This window comes from Nocardia sp. NPDC050435 (assembly GCF_040655395.1).
Lineage (GTDB): Bacteria > Actinomycetota > Actinomycetes > Mycobacteriales > Mycobacteriaceae > Nocardia.
Map to the genome: position 1 here is coordinate 222,172 of NZ_JBFAJW010000006.1, position 23,176 is coordinate 245,347.

Sequence of the window (23,176 nt, forward strand, 5' to 3'; positions counted from 1 at the left end):
CACGCCGCCGGCCGTCACCGCTTCAACACCCAGCGGTCCATGTTCCAGCCGGACCCCGCCTGGGTGGGGCCGGCCACACCGTTCTGCAACCCTTCGGCGAACGCGATGGTGCGGGGAGTGGCGAACAACGGAATGCTCGGCATCTCCGCCCACAGCAGGTTCTCGCCCTCGGTGAGCAGATTCAGCTGGGCCGTCGAATTATCGTCGGCGGCAAGCTGATCGGTAATCGAATCGTAGCGGCCATTGCCGAATCGACCGAAATTGAGGCCGTTTCCGGTGCGCAACGCGCTGGTGGCGGCCACCCCGGACAGCGACCCGGAGGGCCCCGGCACGCCGCCGGCGCCGCCCAGCACGGCATCGACCTTGCCCGCCGCCAGCTGACTCGGATCGAAGTCGGCCGCGCCCGCGTCGACGACGGTGATGCCCGCACCCTTGCAGGACTCGGCGATCATCGCCACGGTGCGGGCACGGCGCTCGTCCGGGCCCAGATAACCGATGCGGAGAGTTTGCCCGGCGGCCTTGGCGGACGCCAGCGTGGCCGTCGCCCGGGAGATGTCGGGATTCAGGTACTTCTCGGCGGCCCCGGTGACCGCGGGGTAGAACAGCGAATCCTGTTGCACGATATGGCCGTTCAGCGGACCGGCGCCGAGCGCGGTCTTGGGCAGGTCCTTGGCCTTGCCGAGCTGGTTGTAGAGCTCCTGACGCGGCACGCACTGCGCGAAACCGCGACGCGCGTCGGCCGAACCCAGCACTCCCCCGGTCGCCAGCACCAGCTGCTCGGCGCCGCGCCCCGGCACCGTGCGCGTCGAGAAACCGCCCAGGTCCAGGTCTTTCACCGACTCGCCGCCGATGTCGACGACGCTGACCGACCCGTCGCCGATCTTCTTGCCCAGATCCGCCGACTTGCCGTACACCACGATGCGCCCGGTCTCGGGCTTGTTGCCCCACCAGCGCTCGTTGGCGACCAGCACCACGCCGTCGGTGGGGCTGAACGAATCGATGCGGTACGGCCCCGAGGACGGGAACCGGGTCAGATCCGCGCTCTCGGTCAGAGTCCACCCGGTGTTCCAGAAATCGGCCAGTCGCCCGGCTCCGGCGGCGTCACCGGTCTGCAAGGGCGACACCACGTTCGGCACGTTCGCCGCGCTCGCCGCCACGTGCGCCGGCATCAGCTCGCCGGCCGTGAACAGATTGCGCCAGTACTGGTAGTGCCGATCCGGCCGGAACACCACGGTCGCGTCCTTGGACCCGGGCTGGCATTCCACCCGCTCGATGTCGGCGTACCCGGCGGTGCTCGCGGCGTCGAACAGCGACCCGCCGCCGGGCTTGGTGAAGCGGCCGCTGCGCGCCGCCCAGGTCAGGTACAGGTCGTCGCAGGAGGTCGGCACGCCGTCGGAGTACACACCGTCCGGGTTGAGCCGGTACTGGACGGTCTGGGCCTCGCCCGGCACCTCCTTGGCGGTGCCGACATCGGTGTCGGCGACCTGCTGCCCGTCCGGCCCGGTGTAGTAGAACCCGGTCAGCACCCGGCCGAAGACGGCGGTCGCGCCGCCGCTCGCGCCCAGGGTGCTGCCGCCGTTGTAGCTCGCGATCGCCGCGTCGACGGCGTACCCGATGGACGGCACCTGGCTCTGGCTCGAGCACCCGGCCGCCAGCCCGGCGACCGAGGCACCCGCCGCGACCACTCCGATCAACCGCACCATGACGCGTGATCGCTGCATCTGAACGAAACCCCCTGGGGTACTAGTTCCTTCGCTTGTGCCGTTTCCCGCTCGGGCGCGCGCCCGGCGGCGGGGTCTGCCCGGCGGCGCGGCGGATCTCCTGCTCGGAGGGCGCGCGACCGGTGGCGGCCACGGCCCGCTGCTCGGCGGCCGCCAGGGCCCGCGCGCTCGCCACGCCGGATCGCTTGGCCAGCACCTTCCTGGTATGCGCGGCGACCGGGCCGAAGCGCTCCTTGATCGACACCAGCAGCGGCGTGGCGAAGAAGATCGAGGAGTAGGTGCCGACCAGCAGACCCACCAGCTGCACCAGCGCCAGGTCCTTGAGCGTGCCGACGCCGAGCAGCCAGACCGCGATCACCAGCAGGCCGACGATCGGCAGGATGCCGATCAGCGCGGTGTTGATCGATCGCATCAGCGTCTGGTTGACGGCCAGGTTGGCCTGTTCGCCGTAGGTGCGGCGGTTCACGTGCAGCACGCCGCGGGTGTTCTCCTCGACCTTGTCGAACACGATCACCGAGTCGTAGAGCGAGAAGCCGAGAATGGTGAGAATGCCGATCACGGTCGCCGGGGAGACCTCCAGGCCGACCAGCGAGTAGATGCCCGCGGTGACGAGCACGTCGAAGACCATCGCGGCCAGCGCCGCGACCGCCATGTCCCGCTCGAACCGGATGGTGATGTAGACCGCGACGATGGCCAGGAAGACCGCGAGCGCGATCAGCGCCTTCTTCGTGATCTGATCGCCCCAGGTCTCGCTCACATCCGAGACGCTGATCGCGTTCAGGCTGGGCTTGCCGCTGGAATCCTTCGGCTGGAACTCCTGGTACAGCGCGGCCTGCAGCTTCTCGACCTGCCCCTGATCCAGGGCCTCGGAGCGGATCAGCATATTGCTGGTCGCGCCGGCGCCGACCTTCTGCACCGATTCCGGATCGGTGCCGATCGCCGCGCGATAGGTGTCCTCGACGGCGCTCTGGCTGACCGAACCCGGGAACTGGATCCGGGTGCCGCCCTCGAAATCGATGCCGAAGTTGAAGCCACGCACCAGGATGCTGCCCAGCGAGATCAGCAGGATCACAGCGGTGATGGCGTACCACATGCGGCGCCGGCCGATCACGTCGATGGCGCCGGTGCCGGTGTAGAGGCGACTGAAGAACCCGTGCCGGGCCTTCGCGTCGTAGTTGTCGTCGTAGTCCACGCTGTCCTCGGCGTCGCGCTTGCGCAACTGCGGGCTGGTCTGGTTGCTCATCGAGTCCTCACACCTTCGGTGACGGCGCCGGCGGCCCGGCGTTCGCGCGCCACCTCCTGGACAGCGCCCAGGCCGTTGACGCCGGGCCTGGACCAGAACTGACTCCGCGAGGCCAGCATGACCAGCGGCGCGGTCACCAGGAACACCACGATGACGTCGAGCACGGTGGTGAGACCCAGGGTGAACGCGAAGCCCTTCACCTGGCCGACCGCCAGGATGTAGAGCACCGCGGAGGCGATCAGGCTGACCGCGTTACCGGAAAGGATGGTGCGCCGGGCGCGCTGCCAGCCGCGCGGCACCGCCGAACGGAAGCTGCGGCCCTCGCGCATCTCGTCCTTGATGCGCTCGAAGAACACCACGAACGAGTCGGCTGTCATGCCGATACCGATGATCAGACCGGCGATGCCGGCCAGGTCCAGGGTGAACCCGATCCAGCGGCCGAGCAGCACCATGATGCCGTACACGGCGAGGCCCGAGGCGACCAGCGAGATCGCCGTCAGGAAGCCGAGCATGCGGTAGTAGGCCAGGCAGTACAGCAGCACCACCGCGAGGCCGATCGCACCGGCCAGCAGACCCGCCCGCAGCGAGGACAGCCCCAGGGTCGCGGAGACGGTTTCGGCCTCGGAGGTCTGGAACGACAGCGGCAGCGAACCGTACTTCAGGGTGTTGGCCAGTTCCTTGGAGCTGGCCGCGTTGAAGTTGCCGGAGATGGTGGTGCGACCGCCCAGCTGCGGGCCCTGCTGCACGACCGGAGCGGAGACCACGCGCGAGTCGAGCACGAAGGCGACGCGGTTCTGCGGGGACTGCTGCTTGATGGCGTCACCGGTGATCGCCGCCCAGGCGTCGCTGCCGCCGGACTTGAATTCCAGGTTGACCTCGTGGCGCGCCTGCTGGCTGTTCAGCCCGGCGGTGGCGTCCTTGATCTCCTGGCCGTCGATCTTGCTGGGGGCCAGCAGGTAGATCTCGGGATTGGCCGAGCCGGGAACCGCGCAGGTGATCAGCGGCAGGGTCGGGTCGTCGTTGCCGGCCAGCGGGTCGGGCTTGGAGCAGTCCATGGCCAGCACGGCCGCCTGCTGCACCGCCGGATCGCTGCTCTGCCGGGTCGCCTTGGCTTCGGCGATCTCCTTCTGCGCGATCTCCTGCGGGGTCAGATCGCCCGGATCGGCGGGCTCGGTGGGCGCCTGCGCCGGGAAGACGCGCTGCTGCGGCGCGGGCTCGACCGGCGGCGCCTCGGCGGGCGCGGGCTCGGCCGGCGGCGCGGCGGGATCGGGGACCGGCGCGGGAGCGGGCGCCGGAGTGGGCTGCGGCTGCTGGGCCGCGCCCTGCGAGGCCACCTTGCCGTCGGGGCCGACCGGCACGGCGGCCAGCACCGGGCGGATGTAGAGCTTGGCCGTGGTGGCCAGCGCCCGGGCCTGCTGCCCGTCGTCGCCGGGGACGGTGATGACGATGTTGTCACCGTCGATGACGACCTCGGAACCGCCGACACCGAGACCGTTGACGCGGTTCTCGATGATCTCCTGGGCCTTCTTCAGGCTGTCCTGGCTCGGCTTGCTGCCGTCGGGGGTGCGTGCGGTCAGCGTGACCCGGGTACCACCCTGCAGGTCGATGCCGAGCTTGGGCGTCGGGGCTTTGTCCCCGGTGAAGAACACCAGCGCATAGATCACGGCCAGCAACGCGGCGTAGACGCCGAGCAGCCGGAGCGGATGTTGCGCCGATCCCTGAGAAGGTGGCACAGCAGGTATCTCCTAGGCGGAAGTCGAATGTGAAACTAGAGGCAGACGCGTGCCTCGGGAAGGCGAGAAGCCCCCGCAAACCACGGAGGCTACCGCGAGCATCGCCGTACGGACACAGCCGCGGCGGGATTCCCGGGCGGCGGCGCGGAATCAGTCCTTGGTCAGCCGGGTTTCGGTCTGCGCGGGCGACTCTTCGACGACGGTGGTCTCGGTGACCGGCTCGGTGGCGGGCTCGACGGTTTCGGCCGGCTCGTCGGCGGTTTCCGTCTCCTCGGGAAGCACCCGGCCGATCGCCGCGCGGGACCACGTGGTGACGACGTCCTCGGCGATTTCCAGATCGACGGTGTCGTCGTCGACCTCGACGATGGTGCCGTACAGACCCGACGTGGTGACGACCGCGGTGCCGACCTTCAGGCTGGCCTGCATATCGGCGACGGCCTTACGCTGCCGGCGGTTACCCAGGAAGAGGAAGGCGAGCATGCCCAGCAGCAGGAGCGGAAACAGAAGTTCCATCGTCGAAGTCAGTCCCTAAGTCTTGTGGATGAATGGACAGATACGTCCCTAGTCTGCCAGTTCCTGTAGCAACCGCCACACCGGCACGCCTCTAGACGGCGACGGGCCCCGCCGTGGCACAACGGCGGGGCCCGATCCGGGCGTACCTCAGGCCGGGGCTTTTACACCCGCGGCGTCGAACGCGTAGTCGTCGAGCGGGAAGCTCACCGCCTGCTTGTGCGTGCTGACGGTGCTGTTCGGCCGCAGCAGCGCCGCCTCGCCGTGCTGGTTGAAGTAGTAGCTGCGCGCGGTGGCGCAATCGCCGCCGTAGAACACCGAGGAACCCAGCTTGTCGGTGACCTGGTCCAGGAAGCGGTCGTTGGCCGCCGCGGTCACCTCGAAGGTCTGCGCGCCGCGCCGCTTCATCTCGCCGAAGAGCCGGCCGATGTGCTTCATCTGGCCCTCGATGGTGGTGAAGTAGGACAGGCCGCTGTAGGAGTACGGGCTGTTCAGGCTCAGGAAGTTCGGGAACTTCGGGACGGTGATGCCCTCGTAGGCCTGGAAGCGGTTGTCCCGCCACCACTTTCCGAGGTTCACGCCGTCGCGGCCGATGATCTCGATGGCCGGGAAGTTCACGTCCCACAGGTTGAAGCCGGTGGCCAGGATCAGGGTGTCGATCTCGGTCTTGCGGCCGTCGGCGGTGACGATGCCGTCGGGTTCGATGCGCTCGATCGAGTTGGTCTCCAGGCGCACGTGCGGCTGGTTGAAGACCTTGAAGTAGTGGTTGGAGAAGGTGGGGCGCTTGCAGCCAAAGTCGTACTTCGGGGTGAGCTGCCGGCGGGTCTCCTTGTCGCGGACCTGGGCGAACAGGTGCGCCTTGGCCAGCACCGCCGCGCCCCGGTTGAACACCTTGGCCTGCTTGTAGTGCAGCACGCCGACCACCATCAGCGCCTCGAGCAGGCTGGTGTTGACCATGCGCGCGGCCTTCTGGGTGGCCGGGACCTTCGCGAAGAGCTGCTGCACCGGAGCCGGGATCGGGGTGTCGACCTTCGGGACCACCCAGATCGGGGTGCGCTGGAAGACCGTCAGCTCCTGGACCTTCTTCGCGGCCTCGGGGACCAGCTGCACCGCGGTGGCGCCGGTACCGATCACCGCGGCCTTGCGGCCGGTCAGATCGAAGTCGTCCTCCCAGGCCGTGGTGTGCAGGATCTTGCCCTGGAAGGTCTCGATGCCGGGGAACGGCGGGGTGTAGGGCTGGGACAGGAAGCCCGTCGCCGTGGCCAGGTAGCGGCCGGTCAGGGTCTCGCCGCCCGCGATCGTGACGACCCAGTGCTGGTTCTCCTCGTCCCAGCGGGCACCGTCGACGACGGTGGCGAAGCGCATCCGGCGGCGCAGGCCGTACTTCTCGGCGACGTGCTCGGCGTAGCGCTTGAGTTCGCGGCCCGGCGCGAACAGCCGCGACCAGTACGGGTTGGGCTCGAAGGAGTAGGAGTAGGTGACCGAGGCGATGTCGACGGCCAGACCCGGGTAGTGGTTGACATGCCAGGTGCCGCCGAGATCGGCTTCGCGCTCCAGGATCACGTAATTGCTCAGGCCGAGCCGGTCGAGCTCGATGCCCGCACCCATTCCGCCGAATCCCGCACCGACCACGATGGCATCGAACTGAGGCGCCACGTCGAACCTCCAAGAGTGTGAATCATGTATCACGGAATGACACATCATTCCGTTTGTGACGACTGTATCATCGGCACCGTGACGAAGCCATCGACCCGAGCCCCGCGCGCGGCCGGCAGCGCCGTCGAGCGCCGCAAAGCCGAACTGCGCCAAGGCATCATCGACACCGCCTTCGTCTGCTTCGCCGAAAAGGGCTACCACGCCACCGGCATCGCCGACATCGCCGGTCAGCTGGGCATCGGCCACGGCACCTTCTACCGCTACTTCAGCAACAAGCGCGACATCATCGACCATGTGATCGACGATCTGGCCGGCCGGATCGTGGAATTGCTCGGCACCGAGAACGCGCCCGACGCGGCCAGCACCCTGGACGAGTACCGCGCCCAGCTGGACCGCATCGGCACCTCGCTGACCCGGATCCTCATCGAGGATCGCCGCATCGCGCAGCTGCTGCTGTTCCACGCCACCGGCATCGACGACGAATTGACCGCCCGCCTCTACGGTCTGCTCGACACCGCCGACGCGCTGACCACCGGATATCTCGAGCACGGCGTCGAACTCGGTTATCTGCGCGCCGATCTCGACACCGTCAACACGGCCAAGGCCGTGACCGGCATGCTGCTCGCCGGCATCGTGCACGGGCTGCGCGATCCCGACGAAACCGCCATCGCCGGACTGACCGAGGCGATCCGCCGGCTGCTGGTCGACGGCGTGCGCCGGGACTGAGACCGGTTGCACGCGTTCAGCAAAGCCTCAGCACGGCGTGTCGGACCCTGACACAATATTTCGAGTGATGACGCCCGAGGACGTGAGCCGCATCCATTTCGCCATGCCGCCGGTCGGGCATCGCGGCTATCACGCCGACGAGGTCGACGCGTTCCTCGAGCTGGTCGCCGCCACCCTGGCCGGGACGGGCGTGCTCACCGCCGACGATGTGCGGCACGTGCATTTCGACGCCCCGCGCTTCGGCGGGCGCGGCTACCAGGCGGATCAGGTCGACGAGTTCCTGGATCGGGTGCGGATCGAGCTGGAGATCCGGCAGCGCGGTAGCCGGCCGGTGCCCGCGGCCACCAACGGCTCCGGGCCCGCGGCCCTGCTCACTCCCGACGACGTGCACCGGATGCGATTCACCCAGGCTCCGGTCGGGCGGCGCGGCTATCACGAGGAGGAGGTGGACGCGTTCATGGATCTGGTCGCGGCCACGCTCGCGCACGGCGGCCCGGGCAGTCTCACGACCGCCGACGTGCGCGGGGTGCACTTCACCGAGGCCCGCTTGGGCACCCGCGGGTACGCGCGCGACGAAGTGGACGCCTTCCTGGACCTGGTGATCACCGCGCTGGAGAAAGCGCACCACTGACCCTCTCGATCGGCAGATCAGCCGCACGGTTGTGACATTTTTCAGACCGTCCGGTCGGTAGGCTGTGCTCGGGGAGCCGGCGGCCCGCCCGCCCGGTACGAGCGCATGTCCGAACTGCTGATCAGAGAGGATTTCCGCGATGACCGAGACGATGAAGGCCGTGCAGTACACGAAGATCGGCGCGATGCCGGAGGTCGTGCAGATCCCGCGCCCGGCGCCCGGCCCCGGGCAGATCCTGCTGCGGGTCGACGCCGCCGGGGTGTGCCACTCCGATTTCGTCGTGATGGGCATGCCCGCCGACCAGTTGACCTTCCCGCTGCCGTTGACGCTCGGCCACGAAGGCGTGGGCACGGTGGCCGAACTGGGCGCCGGGGTGGACAGCGTCGCCGTCGGCGACACGGTCGCGGTGTACGGGCCGTGGGGGTGCGGGGTGTGCGCGAAGTGCGCGGTCGGCAAGGAGAACTACTGCCTGCGGGCGCAGGAGCTGGGCATCTTTCCGCCCGGGCTCGGCGCGCCGGGCGCCATCGCCGAGTACATGATCGTCGACGACGCCCGGCACCTGGTGCCCGTCGACGACCTGGACCCGGTGCAGGCGGTGCCGCTGACCGACGCGGGCCTGACCCCCTATCACGCGATCAAGCAGTCGCTGCCGAAACTCGTCCCGGGGTCCACGGCGGTCGTGATCGGCGCGGGCGGCCTGGGGCATGTCGCGATCCAGCTGCTGCGCCACCTCAGCCCCGCCCGCGTCGTCGCCCTCGACGTGAGCGCGGAAAAGCTCGCGCTGGCAAAGGAGGTCGGCGCGCACGAGGCGCTGGAATCGAACGACAAAGCGGCGGCGGCCGTGCGCGAGCTGACCGCCGGGCGGATGGCCGAGGCGGTATTCGACTTCGTGGGCGCGCCGCCGACCGTCGCCATCGCGAGCGCCTGCGTCGCCGTCGAGGGCGATGTCACCATCGTCGGCATCGGCGGCGGCACGCTGCCCGTCGGCTTCGGCGCGACGCCGTACGAGGTGTCGGTCACCGCACCGTACTGGGGGTCCCGGGCCGAGCTGATCGAGGTGTTCGACCTGGCTCGCGGCGGCGCGATCTCGGTGCACACCGAGACCTACGCCCTGGACGAGGCGCCCCGGGCGTACGAGCGACTGCACGACGGAAAGGTGCGTGGGCGGGCCGTCATCCTGCCGCAGCAGTAGGCCGCGCGGCTCAGCCCTGGATGCTCTGGAGTTCGGCTTCGCGCAGGTCGTCCGGGAAGACGAAGCGGCGGAACGCCCAGAACCGGAAGCCCATGGCCAGCAGCACACCCAGGATCTGACCGCTGACGAAGTTCGCCACCGCCTGGGTGAACGGGCCGACGTGCGGCACCCGCAGGTTCAGCACGTACAGCGAGACCGCCTGCGGCAGCACGGTGACCGCGATGCCCAGCGCGCTGACCGCGAAGAACAGGGCGGCTTCGTGGTGGCGCTGGCGGCCGCCGCGGGTGCGGAAGGACCACTCGCGGTTGAGGATGTAGGAGGCGATGATCGCGATCAGCACGCCGAGCAGGCGCGCGGTCAGCGGCTTCTCCCCCAGCACGGTCAGCTTGGTCGCGTACACCACGCCGGTGTCGATGAACCAGGTGACCGCGCCGACCACCGCGAATTTCATCAGCTCACGGTGCTGAATCGCCTTGGAGCGATAGGGCTCCGGCAAACGATCGACAACAGACTGCACCACGGTCATGCGACCGACTGTAGCGGGGAGATCGGCGGCGCGCCCGTCCGGAAGTTAGCTGTAACAAGGCCCACGCCGAATCGTGTTGCGTCACCACATCGGTCACCGCCCGATGACGATCGCCGCGAGTGCGCCCCGACCGGCCGCCGCGAGCAGCGGTGTCAGGCCTCCGGACCGGTCGGCGCGATCGTCTGTGGTTCGCGGGGGCGCACCTCGATGGATCCGAAGGCCAAGTCGGCCGGGGGAATCAGCCCGAGGTGTTCCCAGGCCGCGGCCGTGGCCACGCGACCGCGCGGCGTGCGGGCGACCATTCCGGCGCGTACCAGGAACGGCTCGCACACCTCTTCGACGGTGGCGGCCTCCTCCCCGACCGCGACCGCCAGCGTCGAGACGCCGACCGGGCCGCCGTTGAACCCACGCACCAGCGCGCCCAGTACCGCGCGGTCCAGGCGGTCCAAACCCAGCGCGTCCACGTCGTAGACCTCGAGCGCGGCATGCGCGATCGGCCGGGTGATGCGGCCGTCGGCGCGCACCTCGGCGTAATCGCGGACACGGCGCAGCAATCGGTTCGCGATGCGCGGCGTGCCGCGGGAACGGCCCGCGATCTCGGCGGCGGCGTCGCCCTCGATCTCGACACCGAGGATCTGGGCCGAACGCAACAGGATTCGCAGCAGCTCGCCGGGTTCGTAGAAATCCATGTGCCCGGTGAAACCGAAGCGGTCGCGCAGCGGGCCGGTGAGCGCGCCGGAGCGCGTCGTCGCGCCCACCAGGGTGAACGGCGCGATGTCGAGCGGGATCGAGGTGGCGCCCGGACCTTTGCCGACCACCACGTCGACGCGGAAATCCTCCATGGCCAGATACAGCATCTCCTCGGCGGGCCGGGCAATGCGATGGATCTCGTCGATGAACAGCACGTCGCCCTCGACCAGGTTGCTCAGCATGGCCGCGAGATCACCGGCGCGTTCCAGGGCGGGGCCGGAGGTGATGCGCAGCGCGGTGCCGAGCTCGCCGGCGATGATCATCGCCATCGAGGTCTTGCCGAGCCCGGGCGGGCCGGACAGCAGCACATGATCCGGTGTGCCGCCACGCTGTTTCGCGCCGCGCAGCACGAGGGCGAGCTGTTCGCGCACGCGCGGCTGCCCGATGAAATCGTCCAGCGATTTCGGGCGCAGGCTGGCCTCGATATCGCCGTCGGACTTCAGATAGCTGGCGGTGACCTGGGATTCCGCGTCGGGTTCGGTGTCGTCGTACTCCATGGCGGCCTATCGATTCTTGCCGAGCAGGCCCAGCGCGGCACGCAGGGCCGTGGAGGTGCCGGCGGCGGGCTGCTCGGCCAGCACCGCGTCGACCGCCTGCTCGGCCTGTTTCAGCGGGAAGCTGAGGCCGGTCAGCGCCTCCACCACCTGATCGCGGACCGGGGTGACGGCGGGGGCGCTACCGGGCGGACCGGCCTGCACCGGAATGAGATTCACCTTGTCGCGCAGTTCGACGACCATGCGTTCGGCGCCGCGCTTGCCGATGCCGGGCACCCTGGTCAGCGCGGCGACATTGCTTTCGGCCAGCGCTTTGCGCAGCGCCTCGGGTTCGAGCACCGCGAGCACCGCCATCGCCAGGCGCGGGCCGACCCCGGACACGGTCTGCAGCAGGCCGAACAGATCACGGGATTCGGTGTCGGCGAAACCGAACAGCGTCTGCGAATCCTCGCGCACGATCATCGCGGTGTAGAGGCGGATCTCCTCGCCGCGGGTCAGGGTGGCCAGCGTCGCCGGGGTGGCGTTCAGCCGGTACCCGACGCCGCACGCCTCGAGCACCGTGTGGTCGAGCGCGATCTCCAGGACCTCACCGCGTATCGACGCGATCACCCGCGTACCGCCTTCCGTTGTTCAGCAAGCTTTTCGGTGTAGCGCCGGCGCACCTCGGCCGCCTGCGCCTCGGCCTTGGCCATTCGTTCCAGCAGCGGCGCCCGCCAACAATGGCAGATCGCCAGCGCGAGCGCATCGGCCGCGTCGGCGGGTTTGGGTGCGACGGCCAGGCCGAGAATCCGGGTGACCATCGCCGTCACCTGCGCCTTGTCGGCGGTGCCGTTGCCGGTGACCGCGGCCTTGACCTCGCTGGGGGTGTGGAACGCCACGGGGATGTCGCGCCGGGCCGCGGCCAGCGCGATCACGCCGCCGGCCTGCGCGGTGCCCATCGCGGTGCGCACATTGTGCTGGGCGAACACCCGCTCGATGGCCACCGCCTCGGGCCGGTGCGTATCCATCCACGCTTCGGCGGCGTCGGCCACCAGCATCAGCCGCTGCGCGAGATCCAGCTCCGGCGGCGTGCGCACGACATCGACGGCGAGCGCGGTGACCTTACGGCCCAGCCCGCCCTCGACCATGCTGATGCCGCACCGGGTGAGCCCGGGGTCCACGCCCATCACCCGCACCAAAACCCCTCTCGCAGACACGAACAACTGTTCGAGATTCTAGTGGAATCCGGCCCGACTCCGCTCAAGACACTCCAGCGGGCTCGAGACCCGCGACATCAGTTCACCTGAGCGGCGAAGGCAGAGTACGCGGTTTCGTCGAAGAGCACGAACCGCACCTGTTCGACCCGAGTCGTGGTGCCGCGCACGGTTTCCACCGCCAGCCGCGCCCCGTCGTCGAGCGGCCAGCGGTAGACGCCGGTGGAGATCGCGGGAAACGCGACGGTGCGCGCGCCGAGTTCGTCGGCCACGCGCAGGGATTCGCGATAGCAGGAGATCAGCAGTGCGGAGCGATCCTCGGTGGCCGACCAGACCGGGCCCACGGTGTGGATCACCCAGCGCGCGTCGAGCCGCCCGGCCGTAGTGGCTACGGCCTGGCCGGTTTTCAGCCCCCTGCCATAGTGCGACGCGCGCAGCGCACGGCATTCGGCCAGGATCTGCGGGCCGCCCCGGCGATGGATCGCGCCGTCGACTCCCCCGCCGCCGAGCAGCGAGGAGTTCGCGGCGTTGACGATCGCGTCGACGGATTGCTCGGTGATGTCGCCGCGGACCAGGGTCAGCGAAACCATGGACGAATCCTCCGATCGAGGTCTGGTGGGTATTTCGCGTTCACGGTAGCCGAGACCATCGACAAAGCGTAACCAGTTGGTTACGCTTTTACCGTGGACGAAGTGGCAGGGGCGATCGCCGACCCCGTGCGGCGCGAGATTCTGGAAATGCTGGATGGGCAGCGCCTGACGGCCGGTGACATCGCGCAGCGGTTCGAGATCAGCCGGCCCGCGATCAGCAGGCATCTGCGGGTGCTGCGCGAAAGCGGGCTGGTCAGCGCCGAACTCGTGGGCCGGGAGCGCTACTACGCCCTGCGCACCGAACCGCTGGCCGAAATCGCCGACTGGATCGCCCGATTCGGCCGCACGGCCTGGGAGCACCGCTTCGACGCGCTCGAAACCGAGGTCTACCGCACCCGGCGCGAGCGCCGCACGACGGCGGACCCGACAACCACGAAGGAGAACACCGCATGACCACGCGACCCACCGGGCGGCTGCTCGGCACCGACACCGGCCACGACCTGGTGCTGACCCGCACCTACCGGGCCCCGATCGAGGACGTCTGGGCCAGCCTGACCGAATCCGAGCGCACCGCCCGCTGGTACGGCCCCTGGACCGGCGAGGCCGGGCCGGGCCGCAACATCAAGGTGCAGATGAGTTTCGAAGAGGGCGCGCCCTGGACGGAGATGCACATCGACGCCTGCGAGCCGCCGCGCCGGCTGCAGATCTCGGCGACCGACGACATGGGCGCGTGGCTGCTCGAGGTGGAGCTGACCGAACGCGACGGCATCACCGAATTCCGCTTCGTCCAGCACCTGACCGACGACAAACTGGGCATGCTCGGCCAGATCGGCCCCGGCTGGGAGTACTACCTGGACATGTTCGAGGCGGCCCGCACAGGTGCGGACCGCCCCGAATTCAGCGACTACTACCCCGCGCAGGAGGAGTACTACGCGAATCTGGCCTAGTCGTCGAGCTGGGCCATGACCTCGTCGGAGATGTCGACGTTCGTGTACACGTTCTGCACGTCGTCGCTGTCTTCCAGCGCGTCGATCAGCTTGAACACCTTGCGGGCGCCGTCGGCGTCGACCGCGACCGAGACCGAGGGCTGGAAGCCGGACTCGGCGGAGTCGTAATCGATGCCGGCGGCCTGCAGCGCCTGGCGCACCGGGATCAGATCGCCCGGCTCGCTGATGATCTCGAAGGACTCACCCAGGTCGCTGACCTCCTCGGCGCCGGCGTCCAGCACCGCCATCAGGACGTCGTCCTCGGCGAGGCCGTTCTTCTCCAGCGTGACCACGCCCTTGCGGGCGAACAGGTAGGACACCGACCCCGGGTCGGCCATGTTGCCGCCGTTGCGCGTCATCGCCACCCGCACCTCGCCGGCGGCGCGGTTGCGGTTGTCGGTCAGGCACTCGATCAGCACGGCCACGCCGTTCGGGCCGTAGCCCTCGTACATGATGGTCTGCCAGTCGGCGCCGCCCGCTTCCTCACCGCCGCCGCGCTTGCGCGCGCGCTCGATGTTGTCGTTGGGGACCGAGGACTTCTTCGCCTTCTGGATGGCGTCGTACAGCGTCGGGTTGCCGGCCGGGTCGCTACCACCAGTGCGGGCCGCCACCTCGATGTTCTTGATCAACTTGGCGAAGAGCTTGCCGCGCTTCGCGTCGATCCCCGCCTTCTTGTGCTTGGTGGTGGCCCATTTGGAGTGGCCGCTCATGCCCTACTTCCTTCAGGTCGATTGCACGTGCTGGACGTGTGTACGTTACCGGCGGGCAAGCAGGGCGGACCCGAAGGTGCTCCCGCGCCCGGCCAGCGGACAACTTCACCAGCCTACTCGGCCGGTCACGGGAGCCTCCCCGGGGCTCGAGCTAGAGCGTGACGCCGTAGGACTCGTCGAAGAACGCGCCCGCGATGTACGCGGGCGTGGCATAGGCGAAGCCGTTGTCGCCCCAGGCCGTGCCCCAGCTGTTGCGCAGGATGAACCGGCCGTTGGCCTGATACCCGACCACCGCGACGGCGTGCCCGCCGCGGACGGTGTCCGGGGCGAACTCGGCCAGCACGCCGTTGTTCGCGGTGGCGTTGTCCCAGGTCCGGTCCACACCGAGCCCGACCAGGATGGGGCCGTGGTTGGCCAGCCACGTCTTCCAGTTGGTCAGGTTCTTACGCAGGTTGAAGTAGGAGGCGATCTTGTTCTGGGCGGCCTGCGCCCAGAAGACGTTCTCCTCGCCGGTGTACATCTTGGTGGCGATGTGGAAGGGCAGCAGCGTCTCCCGCACCGCGCCGTACTTGCGGCACACCTCGACGGCGGCCTTGAGCGAGGTGCCGCCGCCTTCGATGAAGGTCTCCGGGCGCTGGTCGAATTCGTCGGTCTCCTTCGAGCTCATCCAGATGAAGCGCGGCGAGACCCGCTCGTTCTTGTCCAGCCGGTCGGCGGTGATCAGGTGGTAGCGCATCAGGCCGTCGCCGGTCGCCCAGCCGACGCAGGAACCGGTGTCCTCCTGGTCGCCGATGGTCCACCAGTCGCGGCGCAGATCCACCGCGGGCGGCAGCGCGGCCACCGCGCCGAGCGTGCCGACCGCCACCGCGTCGCCGAACGTCCAGTCCCGCTCGGTGTCGCGGGAGGGGACCAGATTGCAGACCCGAGCCTGTGCCGGGACCGATTCCGCGGACGCCGAGTCCTGCGGATATTCGTGGTTCGTCATGATCGTGCGTCTTTTCTTCGCGTGGCGTCGCCGCCACTGCCCGGGACGACTCGGTTGCCCGGATACGACGAATCATCGGCCGCCGAGCGCGTCCGGGCACGAGTAGCGAATACTCGTTCCAGCGCGCTGATCAGTGCTTTCGGTACGCAGCGGCCCGCGCGACTACGCGGCGCGCACCATGTCGACGAACAATTCGTGCACGCGCAGATCGCCGGTCACCTCGGGGTGGAAGGAGGTGGCCAGCACGGCGCCCTGCCGCGCGGCGACGACGCGCCCGGCAAAGGGGCCCGAGGGCACCGTCGCGAGCACCTCGACGCCGGGGCCGGTGCGCTCGGCCCAGGGCGCGCGGATGAAGACGGCGCGGATGGGGTCGTCCAGGCCGGTGAAATCGAGATCGGTTTCGAAGGAGTCGACCTGCCGCCCGAAAGCGTTGCGGCGCACCGTCATATCGATGCCCGACAGGTGCTGGGCGTCCGGGCGGGTGTCGAGCACCTCCGAGGCCAGCAGGATCATGCCGGCGCAGGAACCGAAGGCGGGCATGCCCGCGCGCAGCCGGGCGCGCAGCGGTTCGAGCAGTTCGAAGACCTCGAGCAGCTTGCTGATCGCGGTGGACTCCCCGCCGGGCAGCACCAGCGCGTCGACCGATTCCAGTTCCGCGAGCCGCCGCACGCCGACCGGTTCGGCGCCGCAGTGTTCCAGAGCGGCGAAATGCTCACGCACGTCACCCTGCAGGGCGAGCACGCCGATCCGCGGGGCGGTGGCGGCCGCGCCGGGCGCGGGCGCGGTGATCACGGACTCCTGAACCATGCCCCGAACAATACGGCGGCCCGGGCTGTGGCCGCGCACACGCCGGTCAGCTCTGCCGCAGCGTGCGAATCAAGCCCTCCTGCACGACCGCCGCCACCAATTCGCCCTGGCGGTTGAAGATCTTGCCGCCGGTCAGCGCGCGCCCGAAGCCCGCCGACGGGGAGGACTGGTCGTAGAGCAGCCAGTCGTCGGCGCGGAAGGGCCGCAGGAACCACATGGCGTGATCGAGCGAGGCGTTCTGCGTCTCCTCGTCGGGGTGGATCACCTTGGAGGAGCCGAGCAGGGTCATGTCGCTCATGTAGGCGAGGGTGCAGACGTGGAACAGCGGGTCGTCGGGCAGCGGATGCCGGTACCGGAACCAGACCTGCTGCTGGGAGACCACGCCCTCGCGGCGCGAGACCTCCTCGGCGGGGACCGGGCGGATGTCCCAGTGCTCCCATTCCCGCATCGCCCACAGGCGTTCCGGGCTCATCGTGGTCTGCGCGTCGGGCAGGCCGTCGGGCGGGGAGACCTGCGGCATCACGTCCTGATGCTCGGGGCCCTGATCCCCGGAGTGGAAGGAGGCCGACATCGTGAAGATCGCCTTGCCGTCCTGCACGCCGGTCACCCGGCGGGTGCAGAAGGAACGGCCGTCGCGGATCCGGTCCACCAGGTAGACGGTGCGCTCCGCCGGATTGCCCGGGCGGAGGAAGTAGCCGTGCAGCGAATGCACCTGGAACTGCGCGTCCACCGTGCGCACCGCCGAGACCAGCGCCTGCCCGGCCACCTGCCCACCGAAGGTGCGCGGCAACTGGGTCTTGGTGGATGCTCCGCGGAAGATGTCGCGTTCGAGCCGCTCGATCTCCAGCGCCTCTTCGATGGTCGCCATGGCGTCACATTAACCGCCGGGGTTACGTCACATTTGCCCGACCGGGCCGACACGCGTGCCCGCCGGGTTTACGGACAACCCGGGCATACAGGTGACACCCTGGCGCGTGTGATCGAGTCGCTGACGATGGGCGCCATCCACACCGTCTCCGAGATGGTGAACTCCTACGCCGCGGAGACCGCGGGCGTGGCGCTACCTCCCCTGACCTGGATGTGGGACTGCTGTGCTCGATTCGCCGCCGGCGACGAGCCCGAGTTCCGCGGCACCGCGAATCCCGATCTGCCCGCGCTGGAAGCGAATTCGCAGCTCCTCGCGTGGGCCCGGGCGCTGGACCTGAACGACGCGACCGGTGCGCGCGACGCCGCCGCGGGCCGGCGCGTCTTCACCGGCACCCTCGGCGAGACCCGGATCCGGCTCACCGCCGTCGTCGAATCCGACACGCCCGCAACCGAAACCCAGCCGCTGATCGTCCTCGCCTGAGCTTTCGGCTCGGGTACAACCAGAACATGACCGAGGACACGTCCACGCCGTCGTTCCGTTCCGATCAGCCGGTCGACGGCGCGCATCAGGAACTGCTGCTCACCGTGCTCGACGCGCAGGCCGCACTGGCGGGCGTCCGGCGGCTGCGCCGCTGGACGCTGGACGCGCTGGCGGTCCGCCCGGGCGATCACGCCGTCGACATCGGTTCCGGAACCGGTTCGGAGGTGGTGGCTTTGGCCGCCCTGGCCGGACCCACGGGCGTTGCGGTCGGCGTCGACCCGAATCCGGCCATGCTCGCCGAGGCAACGACGCGGGCAGCCGGGTCGGCCGCGCGGTTCGTCCCCGGCGACGCCTACGAGCTGCCGTTTCCCGACGCGAGCGTCGACGCGGTGCGCTGCGAGCGCGTCTACCAGCATCTGGACGAGCCCGCCCGCGCCACCGCGGAGATCGCCCGCGTCCTGCGCCCGGGCGGGCGCGTGGTGCTGGTCGACAGCGACTGGGCCACCGGGATCATCCACCCCGGCGACCCGGAAGTCGTTCGCGCCCTGACCGATTCGTGGCTCGGCAAGACCACCAACCGCCATTCCGGGCGGCACCTGCGCGGGTTGCTCACCGCTGCGGGCCTGATCGTCGACGACATCGGCGCCGACGCCGTGCTCTGGGGGCCCGACATTCTCGACACCATGTTCCAGGTGAGCGTCGACCAGGCGGTGCTCGCCGGCACCATCACTCCCGACCAGCGGGATCGGCTGCTGGCGGAGTTGCGGCACGGCGTCGCCACCGGCGATTACCACTTCTCGGTGACGATGTTCGCCGTCGCGGCCCACCGTCCCGGCTAGCCGGGGCGCGGTAGGAATCCGGTGTCGGTGAAGTAGTCGAGATGGCGGTCGAGCAGGGCCGGTGTCATCGGCGGGCAGGCGAGCCCGGAACCGGCCAGGGCGGCGGCGGTCCGCTCGGCGGTGATGCGTGCCGCGCCGGGCGCGGCTCCTTCGGCCAGGATCAGTGCGGCCGCGAGCACGTGATCGGTCGTGGCGGCGCGCTGCAGGCGTGCCACCAGCTCCTCGGCGGGCACGGTGGGTAAGTCGAATCCCCTGTGGCGCAGGCGTTCCCATATGGACTCCAGGCGCATCGAGGTGGGGTTGATCAGATGATGCACCGGGGTGGGCGTGCCGTGCACGACAGTGTGCACGAGGGCGGCCGCCACGTAATCGGCGGGCACCAGGCGCACTTCGGCGTCGCCGCCGGGCGGGACTCCGCCCACGTGCACCGCCGCCCGGACCATGGTCCAGAACGCGTCGTCGGGACCGGCCGCACCGGTGCGCGGGCTGCCGCACACCCGGTCGGGGCGGTGGATGACGGCGGGCAGGCCGCGCGCCGCGGCCTGGGCGACGAGTTCCTCCCCCACCCATTTGCCGAGCAGATAGCCGTTGCCGGTGAGTTCGGCCAGGGTCGGCCGGTCGGCTTCGGACACCGTCGAGACGGGTCGCGTCGTCGCCGACGCGACCGAGGTCGTCGACACGAAATGCACCGGCTTCGGCGTTGCGTCGCAGGCGAATCGGAGCACCTCGGCGGTCCCGGACACGTTCGCGGCCCGCAACCGGGCATACGGCTCGGCGTGATTGACGCGCGCGCCGTTGTGCACGACGACGTCCACCTTCCGCGCCAGCGCCGCGTAATCCCGTGCCGTCGAACCGAATCCGGGCACGGCGAGGTCGCCCGCGAGCGGCGTCACCCGCGCGAGTGTCGGCGCACTCCACAGCCGATACCGGCGCAGGGCCGCCGCCACCCGATCGCGCGCCGCTTCCCGATCCGCTGCCCGCACCAGGCAATAGATCCGCGCCTCGGTCCGCTCGGCCAGCGCATGCACCAGATACGCGCCGAGAAATCCGGTCGCCCCGGTGAGCAGCACTCCGCGCGGCTCGGGCACCGCGAGCCCCACCCGCGCGCTCGGCACGATCGAGGGATCCAATTGCGCGTCAGCACCGACTTCGGGCGGCACGGCGCCCCGGCCGCGCGCCCGATCGGGAATCACATTGGGCCCAGCCATCTCCTCGATGGTCCGCAGCCGAGCCTCGAACCTGTCCCTCACCACAGCAGATCCCGAGGGCAGGGCATACCCCGAACCCTACCGACCGATCGCCCCGCCGCCCCGACCACAATTCCTGCGCCCCTGCAATTCCGGGCATGCCGCGTTCACCGGCGAAAGACGAGGTCGCCGCGATGAAACCGCAGCGATCCTGGACTGATCGGGGGATTCGGCTCGCGCGCGACGAGCCGAATCCGCCGGGTTCACCAGCCGGAACCCGAGCCACCCGATCCGGTGTTGGAAAGGATGGTGCCGATGATCATCTGCATGATTCCGGCGATCGCGCCTACTAATTCCACGGGTGTGCCTCCGACCTCTCATCGCCGACTGTCCGGCGTAGCGGGAATGTAGCCCAGCGGACATGCGAAATGTTGACGTTTCATGGAAATCTGATGGCGCCGACCCGGACCCGCGCGGGCGCGGACCTTCTGGCACATAATCGTCGGGGTGAACTCCGAGCCGGAAGCACCGCCCCTGAAGGGCCTCAACAGCGACGATGATTCCAGTGCTCCGCGGATGGGAGCATTCACCGACGCGGTGCTCGCGATCGCGTGCACGCTGCTGGTGATCGAGATCAAGCGGCCCGAGGGCGAGGAACTGGCCGATCCGCGCGCCCTGGCCGAATTCCTGTGGCGGGAGAAGGCGTCGTTCGTCGCGTTCGTGCTGGCGTTCTTCCTGCTGTGGTCGGTGTGGCGCAGGCACCACCACCTCATCGACGAGATCGACCGGCTGGACCGGGCGAGCGCCGCCGCACACGCGCCGTTGCTGCTGTTCGCGGCCTTCGTGCCGTTCCCGACCGCGGTCTTCGGGCACGCCCCCGACAACGAATTCGCTGTCTGCTTGTTTGCCGCGAGCGCCGCCGCGCTGTTCGGCTCCGAGGCGGTGATGAAGGAATTCGCTTGGCGGCGCGCGGTATTGCGACCCGGCGTCGATCCGCGGCGGATTCGGATCAGCGCGAACGCCTCCGCCTCGGTCAGCGTTGTCTTCGCCGTGACGGCGGTGTTGGCGTGGATCGTCCCGTGGATCTGGTGGGCCTGGTTCCTGGCTCCACTGGCAGCCACGGCGGGCGGCAGGCTCCTCGAGCGTGCCCGCTCCGGGACGCACGAGCGGTTGCCCGCGTAACCGGCTGTCGCGGGGTCCTCCAAGACAGCGAAAACCCCGGCTCGGGTCCGAGCCGGGGTCGCGGTGCGCGGGATCAGGCGGGGCAGGCCGCCGAGGGCTGGTTGGCCAGCTGCAGCATCTGGCAGATCCACGCCTTCTGGATCTTCCACTGGCCGTTCTCGGCGACGAAGGGCACGTCGGCGATGTTCTCCTGGCCGTTGAAGACCAGCTTGGCCTTGGCGTTGATGGTGTCGCCGAACGCCGTCACCTCGGTGACCTCGATGCTGGCATTGGTGCTCCGGTACGCCTCGGCGAGGCGGTTGGGCAGCTCGGGATCGGCTTCGGAGCCCTGGATCCAGGCCAGCTTGTCCGCGTTCGGCACGGCCGGATCGAGGGCCTTCTGGAGCTGGGCGTTCAGATCGGCGGCGGTCGGCACCGGGGGCAGATCCGCTGCCGGTGCGGCGGCCGAGGCGCTGGTGGTGGTGCTGGTGGGCTTCGGGTCGGTCTTGTCGTCACTGCCGCAAGCGGTCAGGCCGAGGGCGGCTACGACGGCCAGGCCCGCGATGGCGATACGTCCGGTGTGGCGAAGCTTCAACTACTCGTCCTTTGTTCGATCAGAGTCGAAACCCGAAGCTAGCCAGCGGCTCTGTGGGAACCATAAGACAGCTGTGAGCCGGGCCGAAGAGTTCGAGCATGATGGTCCGGTGCCCGAGTTCACCGCCATCACCCCGACCGCGCTGGCCGACCTGATCGCCGCCCGCGCCGCGGACCTGCCCGGTCACGCGGTGATCGCGATCGACGGGGCCGACGCGGCCGACCCGGTGCCGCTGGCGCGCGCGGTCGCCGAGCGGTTGCGCACCAGCGGCCGCCCCGCCGCGGTGGTGTCGCTGCACGACTACGTGCGCCCCGCCTCGCTGCGCCTGGAATACGACCCCACCGACGAGTTCACCTACCGCACCGCCTGGTTCGACTATGCGGCGCTGCGCCGCGAGGTCCTGGTGGCGCTGCGCGAACAGGACCGCTGGCTGCCCGCCCTGTGGGACGAACATGCCGACCGCTCGGCCCGCGCCCGCCACCGCGGCGCCGCCCCGGACACGGTGCTGCTGGTGGCGGGCCCGATGCTCTTGGGACGCGACCTCGATTTCGACCTCACCGTCGCGCTGCGCATGTCCGAGGGCGCCCTGCGCCGCCGCACCCCGCCCGCCGACCAGTTCACCGTCGCGGCCGTGCTCGCGCACCAGGCCGCCCCCGACATCCTGGTCGCCTGGGACCATCCGGACCGCCCCGCGGTGCGCGCCTGACTCACTGCGGGAAGCGGCTGATCCGGGTGTTCTGGAAGGTGGTGAACAGCCAGTTCCCCTCGGCCCGCACCGCGACCCGGGTCTGCACGGAACGGGCGTCGGGCGGGGCGGGCTCGCCCGGCGGCATCGGGCGATCGCCGACCGTCACCAGCACCGCGACATCGGGCAGCGGGAAACGCAGGGTGGTGGTGTCGGGTTCGGCCATGCGGGTGCCCTTCATGAACCCGTCGAAGCCCTCCTGCATGACGGTGGCGAGTTCGGCCCGCCCGCGCACGAATTCCCCGATCACCGAGACGAAATCGGCGTCGGCGGTGAACGTGGCGGCGAAGGCGGCGCCGTCGCCGGCGGCCCAGGCGTCCATCTGCGCGCGCAACAGGGCCAGGACGGCGGTCTCGTCGGTCATGACGTCACCGCTGCCCGCGGCGCAGGCCCGCGAACTCGAGCGCGGCGAAGGTCGCGACGAACGCCGCGCCCGACAGCAGGAAGGCGCGGCCCCAGCCGGTGAGGGGAATCAGGTCCAGGAAGGCGAGTTCCACCATCAGCACCCCCGAGAGCGCGTTGACCGCGACGACCGCGCCGACCAGACGGGACGAGAGCCGCGCGGCGCCCGCGAGGAGCAGCAGAACCGCCGCGCCGCCCAGCATGGCGACGCCGAACGGCACCGACCACGCGGTGGGCAGCCCGAGCGGGTCGCGCAGTAGCGGCGCGGTGGCCAGCAGGAAGACGCCGAAGGCGCCGGTGCTCCAGCCGTCGGCCCGCAGCGCGGTGCGCAGGCCGGGGCCGGATTCGAGGGTCAAGGTCGTCATGACAAACGACGCTGCCAGCGGCGGGTCATGGTCTCAATGACCTCCGAGGTCATGGCGAGCGGTCGCGGCGGCTCGATAGCC

27 protein-coding genes are annotated in these 23,176 nt (G+C 69.7%); 9 read left to right on the forward strand and 18 right to left on the reverse strand.

All coding sequences use genetic code 11. The features are described 5' to 3' along the window. Positions 1-14: 14 nt before the first annotated feature. From AB0I43_RS20355 to AB0I43_RS20375, 5 genes are all read right to left on the reverse strand, one after another. Positions 15-1,721, reverse strand: a complete 1,707-nt coding sequence (locus AB0I43_RS20355) for an ABC transporter substrate-binding protein (RefSeq protein WP_357432508.1) — start codon at positions 1,719-1,721, stop codon at positions 15-17. Positions 1,722-1,743: 22 nt separating this feature from the next. Continuing rightward, entirely contained in the window at positions 1,744-2,964 is a 1,221-nt protein-coding gene (secF, locus tag AB0I43_RS20360; protein ID WP_356975707.1) for a protein translocase subunit SecF, read from the reverse strand. Then, entirely contained in the window at positions 2,961-4,697 is a 1,737-nt protein-coding gene (gene secD, locus AB0I43_RS20365) for a protein translocase subunit SecD (RefSeq protein ID WP_356975705.1), read from the reverse strand. The genes secF and secD overlap by 4 nt, the downstream gene beginning before the upstream one ends. 150 nt (positions 4,698-4,847) lie before the next feature. Further along, the gene (yajC, locus tag AB0I43_RS20370) at positions 4,848-5,210 is read right to left on the reverse strand and encodes a preprotein translocase subunit YajC (protein WP_356975703.1); all 363 of its coding nucleotides are present in this window, start codon (positions 5,208-5,210) and stop codon (positions 4,848-4,850) included. Between the two features lie 147 nt (positions 5,211-5,357). Then, on the reverse strand, positions 5,358-6,863 hold the full coding sequence (locus AB0I43_RS20375; RefSeq protein ID WP_356975702.1) for an NAD(P)/FAD-dependent oxidoreductase: 1,506 nt from the start codon (positions 6,861-6,863) through the stop codon (positions 5,358-5,360). A 78-nt stretch (positions 6,864-6,941) separates the two neighbouring features. Here AB0I43_RS20375 and AB0I43_RS20380 point away from each other — a divergent pair, with 78 nt between their 5' ends. The 3 genes from AB0I43_RS20380 to AB0I43_RS20390 all read left to right on the forward strand — a co-directional run bounded on the left by AB0I43_RS20380 (position 6,942) and on the right by AB0I43_RS20390 (position 9,412). Continuing rightward, the gene (locus AB0I43_RS20380) at positions 6,942-7,589 is read left to right on the forward strand and encodes a TetR/AcrR family transcriptional regulator (protein ID WP_356975700.1); all 648 of its coding nucleotides are present in this window, start codon (positions 6,942-6,944) and stop codon (positions 7,587-7,589) included. 67 nt (positions 7,590-7,656) lie between these two features. Then, entirely contained in the window at positions 7,657-8,220 is a 564-nt protein-coding gene (locus AB0I43_RS20385) for a DivIVA domain-containing protein (protein WP_357432591.1), read from the forward strand. Positions 8,221-8,371: 151 nt separating this feature from the next. Then, positions 8,372-9,412 (forward strand): NAD(P)-dependent alcohol dehydrogenase, encoded by a 1,041-nt coding sequence (locus tag AB0I43_RS20390; RefSeq protein WP_357432592.1) that lies wholly within the window; start codon positions 8,372-8,374, stop codon positions 9,410-9,412. A gap of 10 nt (positions 9,413-9,422) precedes the next feature. Here AB0I43_RS20390 and AB0I43_RS20395 read toward each other — a convergent pair whose 3' ends face one another. The 5 genes from AB0I43_RS20395 to AB0I43_RS20415 all read right to left on the reverse strand — a co-directional run bounded on the left by AB0I43_RS20395 (position 9,423) and on the right by AB0I43_RS20415 (position 12,965). Then, positions 9,423-9,938, reverse strand: a complete 516-nt coding sequence (locus tag AB0I43_RS20395; protein WP_356975698.1) for a GtrA family protein — start codon at positions 9,936-9,938, stop codon at positions 9,423-9,425. A 152-nt stretch (positions 9,939-10,090) separates the two neighbouring features. After that, the gene (gene ruvB, locus AB0I43_RS20400; RefSeq protein ID WP_356975696.1) at positions 10,091-11,185 is read right to left on the reverse strand and encodes a Holliday junction branch migration DNA helicase RuvB; all 1,095 of its coding nucleotides are present in this window, start codon (positions 11,183-11,185) and stop codon (positions 10,091-10,093) included. Positions 11,186-11,191: 6 nt separating this feature from the next. Next, positions 11,192-11,791 carry a Holliday junction branch migration protein RuvA gene (gene ruvA, locus AB0I43_RS20405; RefSeq protein ID WP_356975694.1) on the reverse strand — a complete coding sequence of 200 codons (600 nt, stop codon included), beginning with the start codon at positions 11,789-11,791 and terminating at the stop codon, positions 11,192-11,194. After that, positions 11,788-12,357, reverse strand: a complete 570-nt coding sequence (gene ruvC / locus AB0I43_RS20410; protein ID WP_357432509.1) for a crossover junction endodeoxyribonuclease RuvC — start codon at positions 12,355-12,357, stop codon at positions 11,788-11,790. The genes ruvA and ruvC overlap by 4 nt, the downstream gene beginning before the upstream one ends. 98 nt (positions 12,358-12,455) lie before the next feature. After that, positions 12,456-12,965, reverse strand: a complete 510-nt coding sequence (locus AB0I43_RS20415) for an O-acetyl-ADP-ribose deacetylase (protein ID WP_357432510.1) — start codon at positions 12,963-12,965, stop codon at positions 12,456-12,458. 93 nt (positions 12,966-13,058) lie between these two features. Between AB0I43_RS20415 and AB0I43_RS20420 the strand changes: the two genes are divergently transcribed. Further along, complete coding sequence (locus AB0I43_RS20420) at positions 13,059-13,418, forward strand: metalloregulator ArsR/SmtB family transcription factor (RefSeq protein WP_356975688.1); 360 nt, start codon at positions 13,059-13,061, stop codon at positions 13,416-13,418. Then, positions 13,415-13,912 (forward strand): SRPBCC family protein, encoded by a 498-nt coding sequence (locus AB0I43_RS20425; protein ID WP_357432511.1) that lies wholly within the window; start codon positions 13,415-13,417, stop codon positions 13,910-13,912. The genes AB0I43_RS20420 and AB0I43_RS20425 overlap by 4 nt, the downstream gene beginning before the upstream one ends. Here the strand turns inward: AB0I43_RS20425 and AB0I43_RS20430 are convergent. The 4 genes from AB0I43_RS20430 to AB0I43_RS20445 all read right to left on the reverse strand — a co-directional run bounded on the left by AB0I43_RS20430 (position 13,909) and on the right by AB0I43_RS20445 (position 17,321). After that, entirely contained in the window at positions 13,909-14,661 is a 753-nt protein-coding gene (locus AB0I43_RS20430; RefSeq protein ID WP_357432512.1) for a YebC/PmpR family DNA-binding transcriptional regulator, read from the reverse strand. The genes AB0I43_RS20425 and AB0I43_RS20430 overlap by 4 nt on opposite strands. 151 nt (positions 14,662-14,812) lie before the next feature. Further along, positions 14,813-15,646 carry a C1 family peptidase gene (locus AB0I43_RS20435; RefSeq protein ID WP_356975683.1) on the reverse strand — a complete coding sequence of 278 codons (834 nt, stop codon included), beginning with the start codon at positions 15,644-15,646 and terminating at the stop codon, positions 14,813-14,815. A gap of 162 nt (positions 15,647-15,808) precedes the next feature. Further along, entirely contained in the window at positions 15,809-16,453 is a 645-nt protein-coding gene (gene pdxT, locus AB0I43_RS20440; RefSeq protein WP_357432513.1) for a pyridoxal 5'-phosphate synthase glutaminase subunit PdxT, read from the reverse strand. Between the two features lie 46 nt (positions 16,454-16,499). Continuing rightward, complete coding sequence (locus tag AB0I43_RS20445) at positions 16,500-17,321, reverse strand: acyl-CoA thioesterase II (protein WP_356975680.1); 822 nt, start codon at positions 17,319-17,321, stop codon at positions 16,500-16,502. A 108-nt stretch (positions 17,322-17,429) separates the two neighbouring features. Between AB0I43_RS20445 and AB0I43_RS20450 the strand changes: the two genes are divergently transcribed. Together AB0I43_RS20450 and AB0I43_RS20455 are read left to right on the forward strand one after the other, a co-directional pair. Next, positions 17,430-17,801: a hypothetical protein gene (locus AB0I43_RS20450; RefSeq protein WP_356975679.1), complete on the forward strand. Its 372-nt coding sequence runs from the start codon at positions 17,430-17,432 to the stop codon at positions 17,799-17,801. Between the two features lie 26 nt (positions 17,802-17,827). Then, positions 17,828-18,640: a methyltransferase domain-containing protein gene (locus AB0I43_RS20455; protein WP_357432514.1), complete on the forward strand. Its 813-nt coding sequence runs from the start codon at positions 17,828-17,830 to the stop codon at positions 18,638-18,640. Here AB0I43_RS20455 and AB0I43_RS20460 read toward each other — a convergent pair. Then, positions 18,637-19,848 carry a thioester reductase domain-containing protein gene (locus AB0I43_RS20460; protein WP_357432515.1) on the reverse strand — a complete coding sequence of 404 codons (1,212 nt, stop codon included), beginning with the start codon at positions 19,846-19,848 and terminating at the stop codon, positions 18,637-18,639. The two genes, AB0I43_RS20455 and AB0I43_RS20460, sit on opposite strands and share 4 nt — an antisense overlap. Before the next feature lie 486 nt (positions 19,849-20,334). On the opposite strand from AB0I43_RS20460, the gene AB0I43_RS20465 reads away from it, so the two are divergent. Beyond that, the gene (locus tag AB0I43_RS20465; protein WP_357432516.1) at positions 20,335-21,009 is read left to right on the forward strand and encodes a TMEM175 family protein; all 675 of its coding nucleotides are present in this window, start codon (positions 20,335-20,337) and stop codon (positions 21,007-21,009) included. Positions 21,010-21,082: 73 nt separating this feature from the next. Here the strand turns inward: AB0I43_RS20465 and AB0I43_RS20470 are convergent, their stop codons facing one another. Further along, a complete protein-coding gene (locus tag AB0I43_RS20470; protein WP_356975672.1) occupies positions 21,083-21,583 on the reverse strand; it encodes a hypothetical protein in 501 nt (166 codons plus the stop codon). Positions 21,584-21,692: 109 nt separating this feature from the next. On the opposite strand from AB0I43_RS20470, the gene AB0I43_RS20475 reads away from it, so the two are divergent. Then, complete coding sequence (locus AB0I43_RS20475) at positions 21,693-22,289, forward strand: hypothetical protein (RefSeq protein ID WP_357432517.1); 597 nt, start codon at positions 21,693-21,695, stop codon at positions 22,287-22,289. A 1-nt stretch (position 22,290) separates the two neighbouring features. Here the strand turns inward: AB0I43_RS20475 and AB0I43_RS20480 are convergent, their stop codons facing one another. Together AB0I43_RS20480 and AB0I43_RS20485 are read right to left on the reverse strand one after the other, a co-directional pair. Beyond that, on the reverse strand, positions 22,291-22,692 hold the full coding sequence (locus tag AB0I43_RS20480) for an SgcJ/EcaC family oxidoreductase (RefSeq protein WP_357432518.1): 402 nt from the start codon (positions 22,690-22,692) through the stop codon (positions 22,291-22,293). A gap of 4 nt (positions 22,693-22,696) precedes the next feature. Further along, positions 22,697-23,095, reverse strand: coding sequence for a hypothetical protein (locus tag AB0I43_RS20485; protein ID WP_357432519.1), 399 nt, complete (start codon positions 23,093-23,095; stop codon positions 22,697-22,699). Between the last annotated feature and the right edge of the window lie 81 nt (positions 23,096-23,176).